Annotated in this window: 21 protein-coding genes and 1 pseudogene; 13 read left to right on the top strand and 9 right to left on the bottom strand. The window is 63.4% G+C overall.

The window, feature by feature from the left end; genetic code table 11:
* The 3 genes from rplT to infC all read right to left on the bottom strand — a co-directional run.
* On the bottom strand, positions 1 to 342 hold a 342-nt coding region (gene rplT / locus B4E36_RS04475), incomplete at its 3' end, for a 50S ribosomal protein L20 (protein WP_345900038.1).
* Positions 343 to 386: 44 nt separating this feature from the next.
* Positions 387 to 587, bottom strand: a complete 201-nt coding sequence (gene rpmI / locus B4E36_RS04480) for a 50S ribosomal protein L35 (protein ID WP_018067458.1) — start codon at positions 585 to 587, stop codon at positions 387 to 389.
* 209 nt (positions 588 to 796) lie between these two features.
* Positions 797 to 1,333 (bottom strand): translation initiation factor IF-3, encoded by a 537-nt coding sequence (gene infC / locus B4E36_RS04485; RefSeq protein ID WP_079920986.1) that lies wholly within the window; start codon positions 1,331 to 1,333, stop codon positions 797 to 799.
* 178 nt (positions 1,334 to 1,511) lie between these two features.
* Between infC and B4E36_RS04490 the strand changes: the two genes are divergently transcribed.
* From B4E36_RS04490 to mbfA, 4 genes are all read left to right on the top strand, one after another.
* Positions 1,512 to 2,348: an alpha/beta hydrolase gene (locus B4E36_RS04490; RefSeq protein WP_414673730.1), complete on the top strand. Its 837-nt coding sequence runs from the start codon at positions 1,512 to 1,514 to the stop codon at positions 2,346 to 2,348.
* A gap of 148 nt (positions 2,349 to 2,496) precedes the next feature.
* Positions 2,497 to 3,057 (top strand): transglutaminase-like cysteine peptidase, encoded by a 561-nt coding sequence (locus B4E36_RS04495; RefSeq protein ID WP_292053910.1) that lies wholly within the window; start codon positions 2,497 to 2,499, stop codon positions 3,055 to 3,057.
* A gap of 45 nt (positions 3,058 to 3,102) precedes the next feature.
* On the top strand, positions 3,103 to 3,813 hold the full coding sequence (locus B4E36_RS04500; protein WP_292053864.1) for an NAD-dependent deacylase: 711 nt from the start codon (positions 3,103 to 3,105) through the stop codon (positions 3,811 to 3,813).
* 66 nt (positions 3,814 to 3,879) lie between these two features.
* Complete coding sequence (gene mbfA / locus B4E36_RS04505) at positions 3,880 to 4,863, top strand: iron exporter MbfA (protein WP_292053860.1); 984 nt, start codon at positions 3,880 to 3,882, stop codon at positions 4,861 to 4,863.
* Between the two features lie 54 nt (positions 4,864 to 4,917).
* Here the strand turns inward: mbfA and B4E36_RS04510 are convergent.
* Positions 4,918 to 5,514: pseudogene (locus B4E36_RS04510) on the bottom strand (arginase family protein); the annotation flags it as partial.
* 186 nt (positions 5,515 to 5,700) lie between these two features.
* Here B4E36_RS04510 and B4E36_RS04515 point away from each other — a divergent pair.
* Positions 5,701 to 8,661, top strand: a complete 2,961-nt coding sequence (locus B4E36_RS04515; protein ID WP_292053857.1) for a diguanylate cyclase — start codon at positions 5,701 to 5,703, stop codon at positions 8,659 to 8,661.
* A 29-nt stretch (positions 8,662 to 8,690) separates the two neighbouring features.
* Here B4E36_RS04515 and B4E36_RS04520 read toward each other — a convergent pair whose 3' ends face one another.
* Positions 8,691 to 9,599 (bottom strand): polyprenyl synthetase family protein, encoded by a 909-nt coding sequence (locus B4E36_RS04520; RefSeq protein WP_292053854.1) that lies wholly within the window; start codon positions 9,597 to 9,599, stop codon positions 8,691 to 8,693.
* A 135-nt stretch (positions 9,600 to 9,734) separates the two neighbouring features.
* Between B4E36_RS04520 and B4E36_RS04525 the strand changes: the two genes are divergently transcribed.
* The 3 genes from B4E36_RS04525 to rpmF all read left to right on the top strand — a co-directional run bounded on the left by B4E36_RS04525 (position 9,735) and on the right by rpmF (position 11,541).
* A complete protein-coding gene (locus tag B4E36_RS04525; RefSeq protein ID WP_292053852.1) occupies positions 9,735 to 10,460 on the top strand; it encodes a biosynthetic peptidoglycan transglycosylase in 726 nt (241 codons plus the stop codon).
* A 69-nt stretch (positions 10,461 to 10,529) separates the two neighbouring features.
* Positions 10,530 to 11,177: a glutathione S-transferase family protein gene (locus tag B4E36_RS04530; RefSeq protein ID WP_292053849.1), complete on the top strand. Its 648-nt coding sequence runs from the start codon at positions 10,530 to 10,532 to the stop codon at positions 11,175 to 11,177.
* Positions 11,178 to 11,355: 178 nt separating this feature from the next.
* Positions 11,356 to 11,541 (top strand): 50S ribosomal protein L32, encoded by a 186-nt coding sequence (gene rpmF / locus B4E36_RS04535; RefSeq protein WP_026173944.1) that lies wholly within the window; start codon positions 11,356 to 11,358, stop codon positions 11,539 to 11,541.
* Between the two features lie 101 nt (positions 11,542 to 11,642).
* On the opposite strand, the gene phaR is transcribed toward rpmF, so the two are convergent.
* Positions 11,643 to 12,194 carry a polyhydroxyalkanoate synthesis repressor PhaR gene (gene phaR / locus B4E36_RS04540; protein ID WP_292053845.1) on the bottom strand — a complete coding sequence of 184 codons (552 nt, stop codon included), beginning with the start codon at positions 12,192 to 12,194 and terminating at the stop codon, positions 11,643 to 11,645.
* 199 nt (positions 12,195 to 12,393) lie between these two features.
* Here phaR and B4E36_RS04545 point away from each other — a divergent pair, with 199 nt between their 5' ends.
* Positions 12,394 to 13,575: an acetyl-CoA C-acetyltransferase gene (locus tag B4E36_RS04545; RefSeq protein WP_345900039.1), complete on the top strand. Its 1,182-nt coding sequence runs from the start codon at positions 12,394 to 12,396 to the stop codon at positions 13,573 to 13,575.
* A gap of 143 nt (positions 13,576 to 13,718) precedes the next feature.
* Here B4E36_RS04545 and B4E36_RS04550 read toward each other — a convergent pair whose 3' ends face one another.
* The 3 genes from B4E36_RS04550 to B4E36_RS04560 all read right to left on the bottom strand — a co-directional run bounded on the left by B4E36_RS04550 (position 13,719) and on the right by B4E36_RS04560 (position 14,843).
* Complete coding sequence (locus B4E36_RS04550) at positions 13,719 to 13,904, bottom strand: hypothetical protein (RefSeq protein WP_018067472.1); 186 nt, start codon at positions 13,902 to 13,904, stop codon at positions 13,719 to 13,721.
* A gap of 32 nt (positions 13,905 to 13,936) precedes the next feature.
* On the bottom strand, positions 13,937 to 14,092 hold the full coding sequence (locus B4E36_RS04555; protein ID WP_018067473.1) for a DUF3309 family protein: 156 nt from the start codon (positions 14,090 to 14,092) through the stop codon (positions 13,937 to 13,939).
* Positions 14,093 to 14,330: 238 nt separating this feature from the next.
* Positions 14,331 to 14,843, bottom strand: a complete 513-nt coding sequence (locus B4E36_RS04560) for a DUF6622 family protein (protein WP_292053837.1) — start codon at positions 14,841 to 14,843, stop codon at positions 14,331 to 14,333.
* Positions 14,844 to 14,922: 79 nt separating this feature from the next.
* Between B4E36_RS04560 and B4E36_RS04565 the strand changes: the two genes are divergently transcribed.
* From B4E36_RS04565 to fdxA, 4 genes are all read left to right on the top strand, one after another.
* Entirely contained in the window at positions 14,923 to 15,771 is an 849-nt protein-coding gene (locus B4E36_RS04565) for a LytTR family DNA-binding domain-containing protein (protein ID WP_292053836.1), read from the top strand.
* 317 nt (positions 15,772 to 16,088) lie between these two features.
* Positions 16,089 to 19,229 (top strand): helicase-related protein, encoded by a 3,141-nt coding sequence (locus B4E36_RS04570; RefSeq protein ID WP_292053909.1) that lies wholly within the window; start codon positions 16,089 to 16,091, stop codon positions 19,227 to 19,229.
* A gap of 4 nt (positions 19,230 to 19,233) precedes the next feature.
* Complete coding sequence (locus B4E36_RS04575) at positions 19,234 to 19,617, top strand: RNA-binding S4 domain-containing protein (protein ID WP_292053835.1); 384 nt, start codon at positions 19,234 to 19,236, stop codon at positions 19,615 to 19,617.
* A 178-nt stretch (positions 19,618 to 19,795) separates the two neighbouring features.
* Positions 19,796 to 20,134 carry a ferredoxin FdxA gene (gene fdxA / locus B4E36_RS04580; protein ID WP_018067478.1) on the top strand — a complete coding sequence of 113 codons (339 nt, stop codon included), beginning with the start codon at positions 19,796 to 19,798 and terminating at the stop codon, positions 20,132 to 20,134.
* Positions 20,135 to 20,269 lie beyond the last annotated feature (135 nt).

Here is a 20,269-nt window from a genome sequence, read left to right on the forward strand (position 1 = left end):
CTTCGCAGCCGCTACCAGGCTTGCGAATGCTTCGGGCTCATGGATCGCCATGTCGGACAGAACCTTGCGGTCGACTTCGATGCCGGCCTTGTTTAGACCGTCGATGAAGCGGCCATAGGTCAGGCCGTGTTCACGCACGGCGGCGTTGATGCGCTGGACCCACAGAGCGCGGAAGTTGCGCTTGTTGACCTTGCGGTCGCGGTAGGCGTACTGCATGGACTTGTCGACAGCGGCCTTGGCCGTGCGAATGGTGTTCTTGCGACGGCCATAGAAGCCCTTGGCTTTCTTGATGACCTTCTTGTGCTTGGCGTGGGCGGTAACGCCACGTTTTACGCGAGCCATATCATGATCTCCTTAAATCTATCTGTTGAGCGAGTTGACGGGCGTTACTTGCTGTAAGGCATGAACTGCTTGACGATCTTGGCGTCTGCATCCGCCAGAACCATCGTGCCGCGCGCATCACGGATAAACTTGTTGGAACGCTTGATCATTCCATGGCGCTTGCCGGCGGCTGCCGACTTCACCTTGCCGGTCGCGGTAACCTTGAACCGCTTCTTGACCGACGATTTCGTCTTCATCTTGGGCATTTTGCTACTCCGTTTTATTGATTGCGCCGGGAGACGAACCCCGGCTTCGCATTTGGAGCGGACACGGCATGCCCTGCCGGCCCGCTCGGACGGCGCGTGTATACGCGCTTTGCCCTTATTGTGCAACCTCTCCGTCGCGACAAAAAGACAACGACCGTCGCGGGCGGATTTCCCGGACGGTCTGTCATTTATCGTCGACAGCGAAAAGCTTATTTCGGCGCGAGCACCATCAGCATCTGACGGCCTTCGAGCTTCGGCTCGGCTTCCACCTTGGCGATTTCGGCGGTGTCCTGCTTGACCTGGGACAGAAGCTTCATGCCGAGTTCCTGGTGGGCCATTTCGCGGCCGCGGAAGCGAAGGGTAACCTTCACCTTGTCGCCTTCCTCGAAGAACTTGTTCATCGCCTTCATCTTCACCTGATAGTCATGGGTGTCGATGTTGGGACGCATCTTGATTTCTTTGACTTCGACGATCTTCTGCTTCTTGCGGGCCTCGGCGGCGCGCTTCTGGTTGGCATATTTCAGCTTGCCCAGATCGAGAATCTTGCAAACGGGCGGCGTGGAGTTGGGGGCGATCTCGACGAGATCAAGCCCGGCTTCCTCAGCCATTCTCAACGCATCTTCAGTCAGTACGACGCCCTGGTTCTCCCCGTCCTCGGTAATCAACTGGACTTCGCGGATGCGGATGTCACGGTTGGCGCGGGGACCTTCTTTGGTCGGGGGAGCGGCTCTATGGGGTCTGCGAATGGTCGTTGTCTCCTCAAATTGTTGAAATTCGGCTGCATCAGCGCCAATTGCACAAAAACTTGCACGTGATGGACACAAATGGTTGTTACAGCCGATGAGTCAATAACACAGCCGAAAAAGAAAATCACCTGCCGATCGCCAAAAGCGCGCGATTGCGGGCGTTTTACGGGGCCGCGCCATGTCCAAGACGAGCCTGGAGAGCAAGATGAACGACGAGAGCCAACTGACCTACACCGAAATCGACCATGGCGACGGGCCGCTCAAGATCGCCATGCGCCTCCGCAAGGGAAGGGACGATGCGCCGATGCTGGTCTGGTTCTCCGGCTACGGCTCCGACATGCTGGGCTCCAAGGCCGAGGCGCTCGACGCCTATGCCGGTGAAAACGGCCTTGCCATGCTGCGCTTCGACTATACCGGCCATGGCGAAAGCGAGGGCGCGTTCAAGGACGGCACGATCTCGCGCTGGCTTGCCGACGCGCTCAAGGCCATCGCCCATGCCGCGCCCGAACGGGTCATCATTATCGGCTCGTCCATGGGCGGCTGGCTGGCGCTGCGCGCGGTGCAGGAACTGAAGGCCAAGGCCGGCGCGCCGGCGATCGACGGGCTTCTGCTGCTCGCGCCCGCGCCCGACTTCACCAGCGAGCTGATCGAGCCGGACCTGACGGACGCCCAGTGCAAGGCGCTTGCCGAGAACGGCTATTTCGCCGAGCAATCGATCTACGGCCCGGAGCCGACCATCTATACCTCGGCCCTTCTCGATGACGGACGACGCAATATGGTGCTGACCGGCATTATCGAGACCGGCTGCCCGGTGCACATCATCCAGGGCAAGCAGGACCCGGACGTGCCCTATAAGCACGCGCTGAAGCTGATGTCGCATTTGCCGGCCGACGATGTCGTGCTGACGCTGGTGCAGGATGGCGACCACCGGCTTTCGCGGCCTGAGGACATTGCCCGCATGCTGACCGCGCTTTCCGGCCTTCTGGAGACCGCCGCAGAACATCGCGCCGGTTAACCATTTCTTAAGATCTCGGTCCGCGCACCCCTCACGCTGATTGACTCACCGCCCTATTTCTCCTTAACTCTTTGTTAAGAATTCAAGGGCGGATGGGTATAGCGTGCCTCGTTTGGATAGACTGATCATCTCGGCTTTCTGCGCCATTATGGGCCTCGGCTTCGCGACGCCCGCGCTTGCCGCATCGGCCATGCCGGTGGGCGGGGTCACGTCCCAGCCGATCGGCCATTTCGAGTTCTGCGAACAGCACCGCCGCGATTGCGCGCCCCACACCGCCAGCACGATTGCCGCGCGGCTGACGAATTTCGGCTGGAAGACGGTGGTTGCCGTCAACAGCGCGGTCAACGCCGAAATCGAGCCGATGACCGATGAGGAGCTTTACGGCCGCGAGGAAGTCTGGGCCTATCCCGATAGCGGCGCCGGCGACTGCGAGGATTTCGTGCTGGAAAAGCGCCGCCGTCTGATGAAGGCCGGCATCGCCGCCTCCGACCTCTTGATCACCGTGGTGCGCAAGCCCAATGGCGAAGGCCATGCGGTGCTGACGCTGCGCACCAATGACGGCGATTTCATCCTCGACAATCTGAACGACGATGTGCTGGCCTGGTCGGATACGCCCTACACCTTCCTCAAGCGTCAGGCGTCCTTCGACAGCGGTCGCTGGGTCAAGGTCGAAACCGGAACCGATCTGCCGGTCGCCTCGTTGCGTTGACATCAGCCTCAGGCCAGGCGCCTGGGCCCGAGACAGGCGTGACACATGAAGATTGACACATCCTCCCCGATCGTTGTCCTAACCGGCGCCGGCATTTCGGCGGAATCCGGCCTTGCGACATTCCGCGATCAGGGCGGGCTCTGGGAGGGGCACAGCATCGAGGATGTCGCGACCCCCGAGGGTTTCCATAAAAACCCTGACCTGGTGTTCGATTTCTACAATATGCGCCGCCGCGAGGCCGCGAAGGCTTCGCCCAATGCCGCCCACAACGCGCTTGCCGCACTGGAAAACGCCTGGGACGGCGATTTCCTGCTGATCACCCAGAATGTCGACGACCTGCATGAACGGGCCGGCTCCAAAAGGATGTTGCACATGCATGGCCGGCTCGATTCCGCGCTGTGCTACGAATGCGGCAGCCACCAGCACTGGGAAGGCGATCTCGATCGGGACTGTTTCTGCTCAAGCTGCAGCCGTCCTTCGCTGCGCCCGGATATCGTCTGGTTCGGCGAGATGCCCTACGATATGGACGCGATCGAGGTCGCGCTGGAAAAGGCGGCCCTGTTCGTGGCGATCGGCACCTCCGGCACGGTCTATCCCGCCGCCGGCTTCGTGGCGGGGGCTGCGGCCGCCGGCGCGCATACGGTCGAGATCAATCTCGAAGCAACCGGCAACAGCCTGTTCAGCGAATGCCGGACCGGTTCGGCCTCGACCGCCGTTCCGGACTTTGTCGCGACGCTTATTGGCAAGAAACCCTGATTACCCGTTTGACCTTTGACGATTTCGGACTTAGAATTATTCTAAACTAAAACCGGAATCAGTCCCATGGTCCTGCCCCTTTTTGGTCGCGCCAAGCGCGACTTCTCGTCCTTGAGCGAAGCCGAAATACTGGCGCTTGCGATTTCATCCGAGGAGGACGATGCGCGCATCTACAAGGCCTATGCCGCCCACCTGCGCGGCGAGTACCCCGACAGCGCCCGGATTTTCGATGAGATGGCGGAGGTTGAGGACAGTCACCGGCGCATGCTGATCGACATGTTCAAGCGCCGCTTCGGCGATGACATACCGCTGGTCCGGCGCGAGCATGTGCGCGGCTTCATCGAACGCCGGCCCGACTGGCTGATGAAGACGCTGTCGCTGGACAAGATCCGCCGCCAGTCGGTGCTGATGGAGGAACAGGCCCAGCGCTTCTACCGCGCCGCCATGAACGAGGTTTCCGACGCCGATACCCGCAAGCTGCTCGGCGATCTAGCCATCGCCGAGGAGGCGCATGAGGAGCTCGCCGAGACGCTGACCGAGAAACACGCGCCGGAAGGCGTGCGCGACGAGGAGGCCGCCAAGGAGCACCGCCAGTTCCTGCTGACCTGGGTGCAGCCGGGCCTTGCCGGGCTGATGGACGGTTCGGTTTCGACGCTGGCGCCGATCTTCGCCGCCGCCTTCGCCACGCAGGATACCTGGCAGACCTTCCTGATCGGCCTGTCGGCCGCCGTCGGCGCCGGCATTTCCATGGGCTTCACCGAGGCGGCCCATGACGACGGCAAGCTTTCGGGCCGCGGCTCGCCGATCAAGCGCGGCATCGCCTCCGGCGTGATGACCACGCTTGGCGGGCTCGGCCACGCGCTACCCTATCTTATTCCGGACTTCTGGACCGCGACGATCATCGCCATTGTCGTCGTGTTCTTCGAGCTCTGGGCGATCGCCTTCATCCAGAACAAATATATGGAAACTCCGTTCATGCGCGCCGCCTTCCAGGTCGTGCTGGGCGGCGGCCTGGTGCTGGCCGCCGGCATGATCATCGGCAGCGGCTGAGGGGGGCACCCGGCTTGGCCTTTGTGTTGCGGGCGGCTTCAGCCGTAGCTGCGGGTCGATCGCGCGCATGTCATGCACGGTGACGCCCGCATTGCGGATCGTCGCGCGTTCGGCCGGATCGACGCTGCGGATGCCGATCATGCAGACATTTTTCGGATCGACCGGCGCGGCGAGCGGCGGAAACACGCCCTCGAAACCCGGCTGGCCGGTGAAATAGGCGGCCGGCGTGCCGTGCAGATTGCCGCTGTCGGTCGTCTCGAGCGTGTGGAAATCCGTATGGGCATCGAGCCACAGCACGAAAAGCGGTCGGCCCTCTTCCTGCGCCCGCCGCGCAACGCCGGCGACGCTTGCCGCCGCCATCACGTGATCGCCGCCCATGAAGATCGGCAGGCCGTCCGCGGAAATTTCGAAGGCCTTTTCGACCAGCGCATCGAGCCAGGACACGGTTTCGCTCAAGGCCTTGAGCTTGGCGTTGGGATGGGAGACGGCGCGTTCGGCGGCAGGCGTCAGATCGCCGAGATCGCGCACGGTATGGCCGAGCCCCCTCAGCGCCTCAGCAAGGCCCGCGGCTCTCAACCCGTTGGGCCCCATATTGCAGCCCTTGCGCCCCGAGCCGCACTCGACCGGCACGCCCAGCAAGATACAGTCCATGTCATTCTCCACAGCCCTGCCGAAGAATCGGGCATCCGGCGCATGCAAACACGAATGATCGTAAAAGAGAACTGTCACAACGCCATGAATTACAGGAGCCATGCGTCAGCAGGAATATCGATCCGGGCCGGTTCTGTGCTATTTGATGTCGAAGGGAAACGGCGAGGCATGAATTGAGAAGGCAGCATGGATGAAATCTGTTTGAGCGACGCCCGGCAATCGGCCGGCCGTTTTTTCCAGAAGATGACCAAGCCGGTCTTCGCCTTCATCCTGCTGATCACCTCCCTTGCCGCCAGTCCGCTTGCGGCCGAACCGGTCGACCTGACCGATGAGGAGCGGGCCTATATCGCCGCTCACCGCGTGGCGACCATCGGGCTCGTGGCCGACAACGAGCCGTATTCCTTCTACCTCAATGGCAAGATCATGGGCTGGTCGGTGGACGTGCTGGACGCGATCTCCGGAATGACCGGTCTCGATTTCGCGGTCCGGCTGGGCTCGTGGCCGGAAATCTACGGCCAGTTCCGCCAGGGCGGGCTTGACGTGATCGCCGACATCTCCTTCACCGAGGAGCGGGCCCCGTTCATTCTCTTCACCGACCCCTACCATCTGCGTCGCACGATATTGTTCGAAAATGTCGACCGCCCGCTCGGCGATCTCGCCGACACGGAGGCGCTGAAAGCGCGGCGGATCGGCGTGATCCGCGACATCTACTATGCCAACGCGCTCAAGGATGCCGGATTCCAGCTCCAGGAATATGCGACCTATCGCGATCTGATGGCGGCGGTCGCCTTCGGCTGGGTGGACGGCGCGCTCGCCGCCGAGCTGACCGGGAATTTCTTCATCCGCGAGAACGGTTTCACCAATGTGGCGGCCGCCGGCGCGCTGCCGTTGACAGCGGTGTCACTGGAAGACTTCCGCCTCGGCGTCCTCGATCAGGCCGGCGAGGCCGCGCTTCTGTCGTCGATCCTGAAAAAGGCCGTGCTGGCGTTGCCGCCCGAAACCCTGGACGAGATCACCGACCGCTGGCTGAGCTACCGCACGGGGCGCACCAGCAATGGCGGCCTGCTGCGGCTGTTGCCGGAGGAGCAGGCCTTCATCGAGGAAGCGCCGACGCTCTCGATCGGCTTCATCATCGATTACCAGCCCTTCAGCTATCTCGAGAACGGTCGCGGCCAGGGCCTTGCCGTCGATCTTGCCCAGTATATCAGCGCCAGCACCGGCCTCTCGTTCGAGCCGGTCTACGACAACTGGGCGAAATTGCTGCAGCGCTTCAAATCCGGCGACCTCGATATCATCACCAATATCTCCCGCACCGAGGAACGCAGCGAATTCACGCTGTTTTCCGACGAATATCATCGCATCCCCAATGCGGTGTTCGTGCGCTCCGGCTTCGGGCCTTATCGCGACATCGCCGATCTCGACGGCAAGCGGATCGGGATCGGCCGCGACATCTATTACGCCGATGCGGTTTCGGCGCGGTTTGACGACGTGCGCCAGTTCGATGGCCAGGAAGCGCTGATCCACGCGCTGGCCGACGGCGAGATCGACGTCGCCATCGCTTCGCTGAGCAATGGCAATTCCATCATCCGCCGCGATGGGCTGATCAATATCCAGATCGGCGGCGAATTCCTGATGGACGGGGTCGAGCGCGAGGATCTGCGCTTCGGCGTCTCGCCGAAATATCCATATCTCGAAAGCATCATCGACCGCTCGCTCGCCTCGATCCCGCTTGCGCGCTGGCAGGAGATGGAAAACCGCTGGCTCGGTCCGCCGCTGGCCGGGATCGATCGCCGCCGCGCCGTGCTCGACGAAGACGAACGCGATTATCTGCACGACAGAGGGCCGCTCAGGGTCTGCGTCGATCCGCGATCGCCGCCTTATACCATGATCGAACGCGACGGCGATTTCACCGGAGCGATTGCCGATATCCTTGCGCTTCTGGGTGAGAACGGCGAGTTCTCCTGGCAGATTCAGCCCGTGGCGCTCACTTCAGACAGCGAGCGTGAGGCCGCCCTTGCCGATTGCGACGTGCTGCCCTTCGTCGTCAATGTCGATTTTTCCGCAAACGACTTCGAACTGGCGCCCTCCTATCTCGAAATGGCGCTCGCGGTGGCAAGCCCGCTACAGGCGCCGTTCGTGGAAAGCATGCGCAATCTGGCCGGACAGCGCGTCGGCATGGTCTCCAGACATGCACCACTTGCGGTGCTGAAGGCGCGCTATCCCGACGTTACGATCGTTCCGCTGGACAGCGAGAGCGAGGGGCTTGATGCTGTCCTCGACGGCGAGCTCGACGCCGTCGTCGGCCCGCTCGACACGCTCGTCTATCTGATCGCCGCCAAGGATACCAACGACATCAAGATCTCCGGCCGGATTTCGGAGAACGTCCAGGTGGTCGCGGCCACGGCGGCCGACGAGCCGGCCCTCGGCGATATTTTCGAAAAGCTGATCGCCACGCTCGATCCCGTCGAGGTCGACCGGATTCTCAACCGCCAGAAGCTGGCGCCGTTCAAGCGCGCGATCGACTACCGGCTGTTGTTCGCCACCGCGGCACTGATCGCCGTCGTGTTCCTCGTTTTCCTGTACTGGGTCCGCAAGTTACGACTGCTCAACAGGGCGCTGAACACGGCCAACGATCTGCTGCAACAGTCCTCCATCACCGATGGGTTGACCGGGCTCTACAACCGGACCCATTTCATCGCGCGCGCCGAAGTCGCCTTTGAACAATGCCGGCGCGACGGCGAGCGCTTTACCCTAACCATGCTCGACGTCGACCATTTCAAGCCGATCAACGACCGGATGGGCCACGTCTTCGGCGATGCCTGTCTGGAACATCTCGCCGCAGTCTTCCGGTCCCACTTCCAGAGAGCGGACGACATGGTCGCGCGTTACGGCGGAGAGGAGTTCATCGCCTATCACATCGCGGGCGGACCGGAGGAAATCCGCGCTTTCCTCGAGGATTTGCGCGCCAAAGTGGAGGCGAGCCCGGTGCGCCATGACGATTACGCCCAACCGTTGACGGTGAGTATAGGATTTTATTCCGCCGTTCCCGGTGAACCCGACACGCTCGATCGCTTCATCGCCGAGGCCGACCAGCGCCTCTACGACGCCAAGGAGGCCGGGCGCAACCGCATCATCGGCAACGACTGAGCGCGGCCTTAATCCGACACGCGCAGACCTCAGTTCTCGCGTGAGGCCACGAAGCGGGCGGCGGCGATCAGCGTTGCCGCCCGCGCACCGAAGGGGCTAAGCAGGGCCTCGGCCTCTTCGACCAGTTCCGACAGGCGGCGCTCAGCCCAGTCCGTGCCGTGAAGCGACACCAGCGTGCCCTTGCCGCGCCCGGCATCCTTGCCGGTCGCCTTGCCCATGGTTTCGGCATCGGCCCTCAGATCGAGAAGATCGTCGGCAAGCTGAAAGGCGAGGCCGATCACCGCGCCGAACCGGGCAAGCCGGGCGCGCGCGTCCGCCCCGGCGCCGGCAATGATCGCGCCGGCCTCCGCTCCAAACCGGATCAGCGCGCCGGTCTTCATCGCCTGCAGGGTGACGATGCCAGCCTCATCCGGCGGAGATTTTTCCGCCGCCAGATCGAGCGCCTGACCGCCCGCCATGCCGCCAATGCCCGCCGCCCGCGACAGCGCGCTGACAAGGGCAAGACGGGCGGCGGGTTCAAGCCCGGTCGCATCATCGGCGATGATATCGAAGGCGAGCGTCAGCAGGCTGTCGCCGGCAAGAATCGCGGCGGCCTCGTCAAAGGCCTTGTGCACGGTCGGCCGCCCCCGGCGCAGATCGTCGTCATCCATGGCCGGCAGGTCGTCATGGATCAGCGAGTAGCAGTGGATGCATTCCAGCGCCGCGGCCACCCTGAGCGCAGCATCCGCCGGCCCACCGAGAAGCCGGGTGGTCTCGATCACCAGAAACGGGCGGAAGCGCTTGCCGCCGTTCAGCACGCCGTGGCGGATCGCCGCCATCAGCGTTGCCGGCCGTGCGGTTTCGCCTTCAAGCGGTTCGGGGCCGAGCAGTCGGTCGAGGCAGGCTTCGACGTCCTTGCGGGCGCTTTCAAGGCGGATGGTGAATTCGGTCTCTGACATGGGGCCATGTCTTGGCATGGGGGCGCGCGGCGTTCAAGCGGTTTCGCGCGTGCGTCCATGCACGGGCGCCACGGCTTTTCTTGGCGGCCGCATCACGCTATGGAAGGGGCGGATTTCACGAAAGCTAATGAACCGATGCGCGACGACGACATGCCGGAAGACGATGAGGATGAGGCTCCCCGCCGGTCACTGTTTCGCCGCCTGATCCGCTATGGCGTGATCGCAATCATCGTGATCGTGCTTTTGCCGTATCTGCTGCTGCCGCTCTACCGGCCGTCCTTCGTCCATCCGGTTTCGGTGCCGATGATGGCCCGGCTTTTTACCGGCTACGACCGGCAATGGGTGCCCTTCGACGAGATCGCGCCGGTGCTGGTGCAATCGGTGATGATGTCGGAGGACGGGCAGTTCTGCAATCACGACGGCATCGACTGGGGCGAGTACAAGGCCGTGGTCGAGGATGCGCTGGCCGGCAAGGCCGTGCGCGGGGCGAGCACGATACCGATGCAGACGGTGAAGAACCTCTATCTCTGGAACAGCCGCTCCTATCTGCGCAAGGCGCTGGAACTGCCGCTGGCGATCTCCGCCGACATCGTCTGGCCGAAGAAGCGGATCATGGAAATCTACCTCAACATCGCGCAATGGGGGCCGGAAACCTTCGGCATCGAGGCGGCGGCGCGCGAACAGTTCGGCGTCTCGGCTTCGGACCTGACGGCGCGGCAGGCCGCGCTGCTCGCCGTGTCGCTGCCCGATCCGGTGGGCCGGCAGGCCGCCGCCCCGAGCCGACATATGCAGAACCTCGCCGCCAGGGTGGAGCGGCTGGCCGGGCGCTCGGGCGCCTATATCACCTGCCTTTATGACTGACATTCGACATTGTTGTTGGCGCGGGGCGGGGAAATGCGGTTAACTCCGGCGCAAACGGAAGGGTGAAGCATGAGCGATCTGACGCTTTATATCGGCAACAAGAAGTATTCCTCCTGGTCGCTGCGGCCGTGGCTGGCGATGGAGGCTGCCGGCATTCCGTTCAAGGAAGTACTGATCCCGTTCGATTTTCCCGCCGGCAATCCGCGCTTTCGCGAGGTCTCGCCCGTGGGTCAGGTGCCGGTGCTGCATCACGGCAAGTTTCGTGTTTGGGAATCGCTGGCGATCATCGAATATGTCGCCGAGCTTTATCCCGAAGCCCAGCTCTGGCCCGCCGACAGGGTGGAGCGGGCGGCGGCGCGGGCCCTCTCGGCCGAAATGCATGCCGGCTTCCGGGCGCTGCGCGGGGCCTGCCCGATGAATTTCGGCCGCAAACCCGCCCCGCTTGCCGTGGATGACGCCGTCAAAGCCGATGTCCGGCGCATCGAAACGCTGTGGGCCGACGCGCTCGAGACCTCCGGTGGGCCTTTCCTGTTCGGGTCTTTTTCGGCGGCCGATGCGATGTATGCGCCGGTGGTCAACCGGTTCGAGGTCTATGAACTTACCGACAATCCGACCGCGCTCGCCTATATGACCGCGATCAGAAGCGTGCCGGCTTTCCAGCGCTGGCGTGACGGCGCGCTTGCCGAAAGCTGGGTGGTTCCGGAAGACGAAGTCTGAGCCCGGTCTCCGCCAAGTTTCCGCCCGGCTTCCCAATGAGTCAAAAAAATGCCGGGGGGACTGGTCAAACCCCGGATTGCCCTGTATAAGCGCGCCAAATTTCAAGAATTCCAAGGGCGATCTTGCGGTGGTTTCACCCGCCGATGATTGTGCCTTGCGCCCCAAGTGGAGTAGTCCAATGGCTGTACCGAAAAGAAAAACGACCCCGTCCAAGCGCGGTATGCGCCGTGCTGCCGACGCTCTCAAGGCTCCGACCTATGTCGAAGACAAGAATTCCGGCGAACTGCGCCGTCCGCACCATATCGATCTTAAGACCGGTATGTATCGCGGCCGCCAGGTTCTGACGCCGAAGGAAAGCGCCTGATCCATCAGGCAGCATTTCCGCTGAATTGAAAAAAGCCGTCCCAAGGGGCGGCTTTTTTGTTGCGGCGCATTTCATGGCCGGGCGTTTCCGCCCGGCGTCGCTCACATATTGTCGATACGGTCCTGCAGCACCCGCAACTGGCGGCGCAGGTCGTCGAGGTCGCCGGCGGCCGCAGTGTGCATGCCATCGAGGTCTTCCTCGTCTGCCGCGGCGCGGTAGCTGGTGGCGCCGAGGCCGGCCTGACGCGCGGCCTCTTCCTTGCGGTAATATTCGCGTTTCAGCGGATTGGCGTAGAGCGCCTTGTCCATCTGCTCGCGCATATGGCTCTGCTGCTCGGAAAACGCCTTCATGGCGTTGTCGAGAAAGCCCGGCAGCATGGCCTGCATCTGGTCGCCGTAATAGCCGATGATCTCGCGCAGGAATGAAACCGGCAGGATCGCCTGATCGGACTTCGCCTCCTGTTCGAAGATGATCTGGGTCAGCACGGTATGGGTGATGTCGTCGCCGGCCCTGGCGTCCTTCACGGTGAAATCCTCTCCTCTTTTCACCATGTCGGCCAGGTCTTCCAGCGTGACGTAGCTGCTGGTGCCGGTGTTGTAGAGCCGGCGGTTGGCATATTTCTTGATGATTGTTGGTCCGTCGCTTACGGGCATTGTGCCTCCTCCCGCGATCTGTTTCCTCTTCCCGCCTTGATGTAACCTCAAAACCGGCCCCGGTACAATGATTTTGTCGCAATGCAGCGACGCCGGCGGCGGGGCCTTTCCTGCGCGGCAAAGCGGCGGCGGCGGCCCGTTTGACTTCGCAAACCGGCTTCTGCACATTGCCGCTATCATGAAACGGGGAGAGAGAAACATGTCCGGTTCGGCCATTGTTATTGCAGGCGCGGCGCGCACGCCGATCGGCGTTCTGGGCGGCGCGCTTTCCAGCGTGCCCGCCCATGAGCTGGGGGCGGTGGCGATCGCCGAAGCGCTTGCCCGCGCGGGCGTTTCGCCGGTGGACGTCGATGAGGCGATCCTCGGCCAGGTGCTGACGGCAGGCGCCGGCCAGAACCCCGCCCGACAGGCGGCGATGGCCGCCGGCATGCCTTTTGAGAAAACCGCCTTCGTCATCAACCAGCTCTGCGGGTCGGGGCTCAGGGCGGTCGCGCTCGGCATGCAGCAGATCCTTGCCGGCGATGCCGAGATCGTGGTGGCGGGCGGACAGGAATCGATGTCGCTGTCGCCGCATTGCGCCCATCTTCGCAGCGCAACGCGAATGGGCGACGCCGCCATGGTCGACACCATGCTGAAGGATGGGCTGGTCGACGCATTCTATGGCTATCACATGGGCGTGACGGCGGAAAACATCGCCGAGCGCTGGGGCCTGACCCGGGCGGTGCAGGACGATTATGCCGCCCGCTCGCAAAACCGCGCCGAGGCCGCCCGCGCCGCCGGCCGCTTCGCCGACGAGATCGTGCGGGTCACGGTTGCCGCCCGCAAATCCGAGGTGGTGGTCGATCAGGATGAAGGCATCCGCGAGGGCATGACCCCGCACGCGCTCGAGCGCCTGCGCCCGGCCTTCATGGATGGCGGCAGCGTGACCGCCGGCAACGCCTCCGGCATCAATGACGGCGCGGCGGCGCTGGTGCTGATGGACGCGGCCAATGCTCAAAGGCGCGGCATCGCGCCGCTGGCGCGGATCGTCTCTTGGGCAACGGCGGGCGTCGATCCGCAGGTCATGGGCACGGGCCCGATCCCGGCATCGCAGAAGGCGCTGGCGAGGGCCGGCTGGGAAGTCGGCGATCTCGACCTGATCGAGGCCAACGAAGCATTCGCGGCGCAGGCCTGCGCGGTGGTGCGCGAACTGGCGCTCGATCCGGAAAAGGTCAATGTCAATGGCGGGGCGATCGCGCTCGGCCATCCGATCGGCGCGTCCGGCGCGCGGGTGTTGACGACCCTGCTTTACGAAATGCGCCGGCGCGATGCGAAAAAGGGTCTCGCCACGCTTTGCATCGGCGGCGGCATGGGCGTTGCGATGTGCGTGGAACGCGCCTGAGCGCAAAAGAAAAGGCGTCGCAAATAGCGACGCCTGGATCGACGAGCGGGGGGATGCTTCGAGCCGATCTTGACGCGACAGCCCGAGGCGCGCGCCGCTTTAGATGGCCCCGGCATGAATGACCTTGCCGGGGCAATCCTGGATTACCTTGCGGTTGCAGCGCCGACGCCAGCGCCGATAAGCCCCCCGGCAACAGCACCGGTCGTGTTGCCCGTCACGGCGGCGCCCGTCGCTACGCCCAGGCCACCACCGATTGTGGCGTTGCGCTGCTGCGTGCTGCATGCTGCAAGCGGAAGAAGGATTGCGATGGCGAGAACGGTCTTTTTCATGCGGTCATGTCTCCAATTATCTTTGGTCTTTGTCAGATATAGCCTGCCAGAAGCAGGATTATGACGATCAGCAGCACGAGGCCGAGACCGCCGGACGGCCCGTAGCCCCAGTTGGTCGAATAACCCCAACGCGGCAGCGCGCCGATCAGCAGCAATATCAGAATAATGAGAAGAATGGTGCCCAGCATGTGATTGCCCTCTCCGTTCAGATGTTCGCAGCCTAAACGCGGTCGGGCAAAATTTTGTTCCCAGCCCATCTTCCGAAGGCGGCGTGGAAAAGGTTAACGGCTGCGCGCGCGGGCAGCGCCAACCGCTTGAAATATATGGTTAACAAATCCTTCCCGCACCATATCTAGCGGTGAACAAAACCGGAAAATCGACGGGTAAGCGATTCGTCGCTGATTCGTTCCGGCTTTGGCCCGAAAGTTAACGGGGAGCGCTTTCACCGGCGTTTGCGAGCCTCTTTACCTTGAGCAGATAGGCCGCGGCGCGCCCGGTGGAAAAGCCGGTGGCAAGGCCGATCACGGCGTTGACCGCGAGCATGAACGGCACGTTGTTGGCAAGCGCCGGGTTTACGGCGAGGCCGGCATTCTGCGCATAAAGCGCGGCAAACAGCGCCAGGACCATCGCCAGCGTGTGCCATTCGCCCTCGACATGGGCGCTATCCCCGCCGGCATAGGAAAGCCGATCCTGCGGCCGCAGCATGACCGTCAGCAACGCGCCGACAACCAGGCCGCCGACGAGCCCGACAAGCACCGCATGGGTGTAGTCAAGCGTAGCCAGCCGGTGACCGGCGAGAAACAGAAACAGGAGCGGCAGGATCACGAACGCACGCAGATGAACGTCGCGCGGATAAAGCCGCTTCACGCCGCGATAGACGAGCAGCGCCAGGATGAGCCAGACGTAAAGAGGCGTACCGGTGATAATGTCGATAAGCATTTCCGCTGTTCCTTTCATCTTGGGGAAACGATAACCTTGGCCGCTGCCATAACATTCCGAGCCATCGGGAAAACAGGGAATGAACGAACTGCGCGAAAACTTCGCGAATGACAGCGGCCTGCAATTCACGCTTCGCCAGATGCAGCGCGATCTTGCCAATTGGCGGGTGCATGGCCTGCTTCTTATCCTCGCCGCCGTGCTCGCCTGGTCCGGCCCCTTCGATACGCAATCGGCGTTTTCGCTCGCCGGGCGCTTCGCCTTCTGGGCGGCGACCACGTTTTTGACCTATTGGGCGGCGCATTTTTTTGCAAAGTGGACGCGGTTTCACCTGAGAGCCCGCCGGACGCCGCGCCATTTCGCGCTTGTGGCCGTTATTCTTGTCGCGGGCCTTGCCGCCACCGTCGCGGTGCTGCCCGTCACGATCGCGGTCGAAGGCATTGCGGCGCTCGCGCCGTCTGCAATTGCCGCGACCGCGACCCATGCCTTTATCATCGCAACCGCCGCCGTTGCGGCAATGGAGCTTCTGGCGCGCGACAAGCCGGCGGAAACCGAGGAGCCGCAAAGGCCCCAACCGCCGCGGCTGCTCGCGCGCCTGCCGGTCGAAAGGCACGGACCGCTGGTCTCGCTCAGCGTCAGCGATCATTATGTCGAGGTCACCACCGGCGCGGGCCGCCACATGCTGCTGATCCGGCTGAAGGACGCGATCGAGGAGACCGCGCCGGTAGCGGGCCTGCAAATCCACCGCTCCCACTGGGTTGCGCTCGATGCCGTTTCCGCCGTCCGGCGCGAGAACGGCAAGGTGTTCGTTGAAACCACCGCCGGCGGCCGCCTGCCCGTCAGCCGTTCCTGTCTCGATGACCTGCGCCAAGCGGGCCTGCTGTTGAGGCAAATGGTTAACGCGATGGCCGAATCCGGCCTTTCGCTATGATCCCGCAAGAAATCCGAATCCAGATGTGGACCGCGCACGAAGCGTTTCCGCAACATCTAGCCGTGAACAAACCGGGAAAACAGCAGAGTCAGCGATTCGTCTGTGATTCGTTCGCATCTGTTCCAAAACTTAATGAAAGGGCGTTTTCGCGGCTGAAATCGCGCGGCCCTCTTGCTTGTCGGCGATGGGCGGGCCATCTATAGGCGAGCGACCGCTGCGGGCCGATGGAGCCGGCCCGTGCGGATATGAAAGACCGTCGGGGGCGAGATTTTGGCCCCGACCACATCATTCGGGACCGGACATTGAATTCTGAAGCAATGATCTTGAGCGGGCGCGGCGTGACCGCGATGCTCGGTCCGACCAATACCGGCAAGACCCATTTCGCGATCGAGCGCATGGTGGCGCATTCCTCCGGCGTCATCGGCCTGCCGCTGCGCCTTCTGGCGCGCGAGGTCTATACCCGCATCGTCGAGCGCGTCGGCGTCAACAATGTCGCGCTGATCACCGGCGAGGAGAAGATCGCCCCGCCCAAGGCGCGCTTCAGCGTCTGCACCGTGGAAGCCATGCCGCGCGAGGCCGATGTCGCTTTCGTCGCCATCGACGAGGTGCAACTTGCCGGCGACTTGGAGCGCGGCCACATCTTCACCGACCGTATCCTGCATCTGCGCGGACGCGAGGAGACGCTGCTTCTCGGCTCGGCGACCATGCGGCCGATCCTGCAGAAACTGCTTCCCGGCATTTCCGTGGTCGAACGGCCGCGCCTGTCGCAGCTTTTCTATGCCGGCCAGAAACGGATCACCCGACTGCCGCGGCGTTCCGCCGTCGTCGCCTTTTCCACCGAGGAGGTCTATGCGATCGCCGAGCTGATCCGTCGCCAGCGCGGCGGGGCGGCGGTGGTGCTGGGCGCGCTTTCGCCACGCACCCGCAATGCCCAGGTCGAGCTCTACCAGAATGGCGACGTCGAATATCTGGTGGCGACCGATGCAATCGGCATGGGGCTCAATCTCGATGTCGACCACGTCGCCTTTGCCCAGGATCGCAAGTTCGACGGCCATCAATACCGCAACCTCAATCCCGGCGAGCTCGGCCAGATCGCCGGCCGCGCCGGCCGCCACATGCGCGACGGCACGTTCGGCGTCACCAGCCGGGTCGCACCGTTCGATGATGAGCTGGTGGAACGGCTGCAATCGCACCAGTTCGATCCCGTCCGGGTGCTGCAATGGCGCTCCAAGGCGCTCGATTTCACCTCTCTCGACAACCTGAAGGCGAGCCTTGACGACGTGCCGCGCGTGCCGGGCCTGACGCGGGCCCTGCCGGCGGTCGACCAGCGCGCGCTCGAGTTTCTGGCGCGCAATCCCGACGTTGCCGGCAAGGCAGACCGCCGCGCCCGCATCGAGCTTTTGTGGGAAGCCTGCGCGCTGCCGGATTATCGCCGGATCACCCCCGCCCAGCATGCCGAGCTGATCGCCTCGCTCTATCTGGACCTTGTCCAGCACGGCACGGTGGACGAGGATTTTCTGGCAAAGCAGGTAAAACACGCCGACCGGATCGATGGAGAAATCGATACGTTGTCGGCGCGGATTGCCCAGATCAGAACATGGACTTATGTTTCCAACCGGCCCGGATGGCTTGCCGATCCGACACACTGGCAGGAAAAGACACGGAAAATCGAGGATCGGCTGTCAGATGCGCTGCATGAGAGGTTGACGAAACGCTTCGTTGACCGCAGGACATCTGTGCTGATGAAGCGCCTGAGAGAGAATGCGATGCTTGAAGCTGAAGTGAGCGTGAATGGTGATGTCTTTGTGGAAGGACATCATGTGGGGGAACTGGCGGGCTTCCGTTTCAAAGCCGTGTCCGGGGCCGAGGGTCCCGATGCCAAGGCGATCGAAGCGGCGGCGCTGAAGGCGCTCGCGCTGGAGTTCGAGGCGCGGGCCGCGCGGCTGCACGCCTCGGGCAATGGCGACCTGGCACTTGATGCGTCGGGCACCGTGCGCTGGCTCGGCGATCCGGTGGCGCGACTGGTCGCCTCCGACAACGTGTTGCGCCCGCGCGTGATCGTGCTGGCCGACGAGCAGTTGACCGGTCCGGCGCGCGATCATGTCGCCGCCCGTATCGAGCGCTACGTCAACCACCAGATCCAGACCGTGTTGAAGCCGCTCGACGATCTCGCCAATGCAGAAGATCTCGAAGGCATTGCCCGCGGTCTCGCCTTTCAGCTCGTCGAGGCTTACGGCGTGCTGTTCCGCCGTGATGTCGCCAATGAGGTGAAGTCGCTGGATCAGGATGCGCGCGCCTCGCTGCGCCGCTACGGCGTGCGGTTCGGGGCCTATCACGTATTCATGCCTGCGCTTCTGAAGCCCGCTCCGGCGGAGATGATCACGCTGCTGTGGGCGCTGAAGAATGACGGGATCGACAAACCGGGCTATGGCGACCTGATCTCCGTGCTGGCCGCCGGCCGCACCTCGGTTGTCACCGACCCGACGTTCGAACGCGAATTCTACAAGCTCGCCGGTTTCCGCTTCCTCGGAAAGCGCGCCGTGCGCATCGACATTCTCGAGCGTCTCGCCGATCTGATCCGTCCGCTGACGCAGTGGAAGCCGGAAGGCGGTTCGCCCCGGCCGGAAGGCGCGTTCGACGGTCGCCGCTTTGTCACCACGCCGGCGATGATGTCGATCCTGGGCGCCACCGCCGACGACATGGAGGAAATCCTCAAGGGTCTCGGTTATCGCGCCGACATCGCTTCGGAGGAAGAGGTCACCACGCTTGCCGAAATCCAGGCCGCGCGCGACGCCGAAAAGGCCGCCCGCCAGGCCCCGAGCGGCGTGACGGTGGAAACCGTCGCCAAGAAGGCCGTCGCGGAAAAGCCTGCCGAAGCCGAAAAGCCTGCCGAAGAAGCCACCAGCGCATCGAAGGCGATCGAGGAATCCAGTGCGACCGAGGCCGCTGACGCCGAAGCCGCGCCGGCGGAAACGGAGGCCGCCGAAGCTGAAACCACGCACCAGGCCGCGACGCCGGCTGAAGAGCCGGCAGTGGCGAGCGCCGACGAGGCTCCTGCCGCCGAAAAGGCGCAAGAGACCGGCGAGACCACCGGCGAAGACAAGACGGAAGAAGAAGCCAAGCCGGTTCTTCTCTGGCGTCAGGCCGGTCGTAACGAACGCAACGCCCGCCCCCAGCAGGGCCGCGGCCAGCAGCGCGGCGACGGTCGCGGGCGCGGGCAGCAGGGCGGCCGCAAGGGCGGAGAAGCCGGTGAGAACCGCGGCGATGGCGAGCGTTTCGGCAAGAACGACCGGGGTGGAAAGGGCGGCAAAGGCGGCAAGGGCGGCAAGGGGCCGCGCCGCGATCGCAACGACGATCATGCCAACCAGCGTCCGCCGCGCCGCGAGAAGGAAAAGCCGATCGATCCCGATTCGCCGTTTGCCAAGCTCGCCGCGCTGAAGGCGCAGATGAAGCGCTAGAGCCATGGACGAGGCCGCGACACGACAGCGCATCGACAAATGGCTGTTCTTCGCGCGCATCGTCAAATCGCGCTCGCTGGCGCAGAAACTGGTGCGCGACGGCCATGTCCGGCTCAACGGGTCGCGTGTGATCCGCCCGAGCGTCGATGTCGGCGATGGCGACAAGCTCGTCGTCGCGCTGGAACGGCGCGATGTCCATGTGATCGTGCGCGCGGCCGGCACAAGGCGGGGACCGTTTGCCGAAGCGCAGACGCTCTACGAGGATATCAGCCCGCCGCCGGAAGCGCGCGCCAAGCTCAACGCCTTCGAACAGGCCCAGCGGGTTCCGGGCTCCGGTCGTCCGACCAAGAAGGAGCGCCGCGACCTTTCGAAACTGCGCGGCGACTGAATTGCCGGCGCGGGTTTGGAAAGTTCTACCCGTCACGCCCCGGTTTCGAGCATGAAATGGTCTTGCCCGGCCGTTTGAAAGCCGGTACTTCCGGGCATAAGTTCATGGTTGCGAAGCCTGCGGCGAACCGTTTTTCGGTTTCAAAGGGCGCGCGCCGGCCGTTTTTCTGGAGTCTTTCATGACCTATGTCGTGACCGATAATTGCATCAAGTGCAAATATACCGATTGTGTCGAAGTCTGCCCGGTGGACTGTTTTTACGAGGGCGAGAACTTCCTCGTCATCCATCCCGATGAATGCATTGATTGCGGCGTGTGCGAGCCGGAATGTCCCGCCGAGGCGATCAAGCCCGACACCGAGCCCGGCCTCGACAAGTGGTTGAAGCTGAACGCCGATTTTTCCGAATCCTGGCCCAACATCACCATCAAGAAAGAGCCGCTGCCCGAGGCGGAGGAGATGGATGGCGTCGAAAACAAGTTCGAGAAATTCTTCTCCGACAAGCCCGGCACGGGTGACTGAGCGACGCTCCGCCCGCCGGAAACTGACGCGCCCCGGTGATTGAGGCATCGTCAACAAGCGCCGATTTTTTCCGGCCGGGGCACAATTTTGGGCTTGGCGAAGCCTCCCAATTCGGTTACGTGTCGGCCATGGACC

Origin of the sequence: Martelella sp. UBA3392, assembly GCF_002358775.1 — a bacterium.
Taxonomy (GTDB): domain Bacteria; phylum Pseudomonadota; class Alphaproteobacteria; order Rhizobiales; family Rhizobiaceae; genus Martelella; species Martelella mediterranea.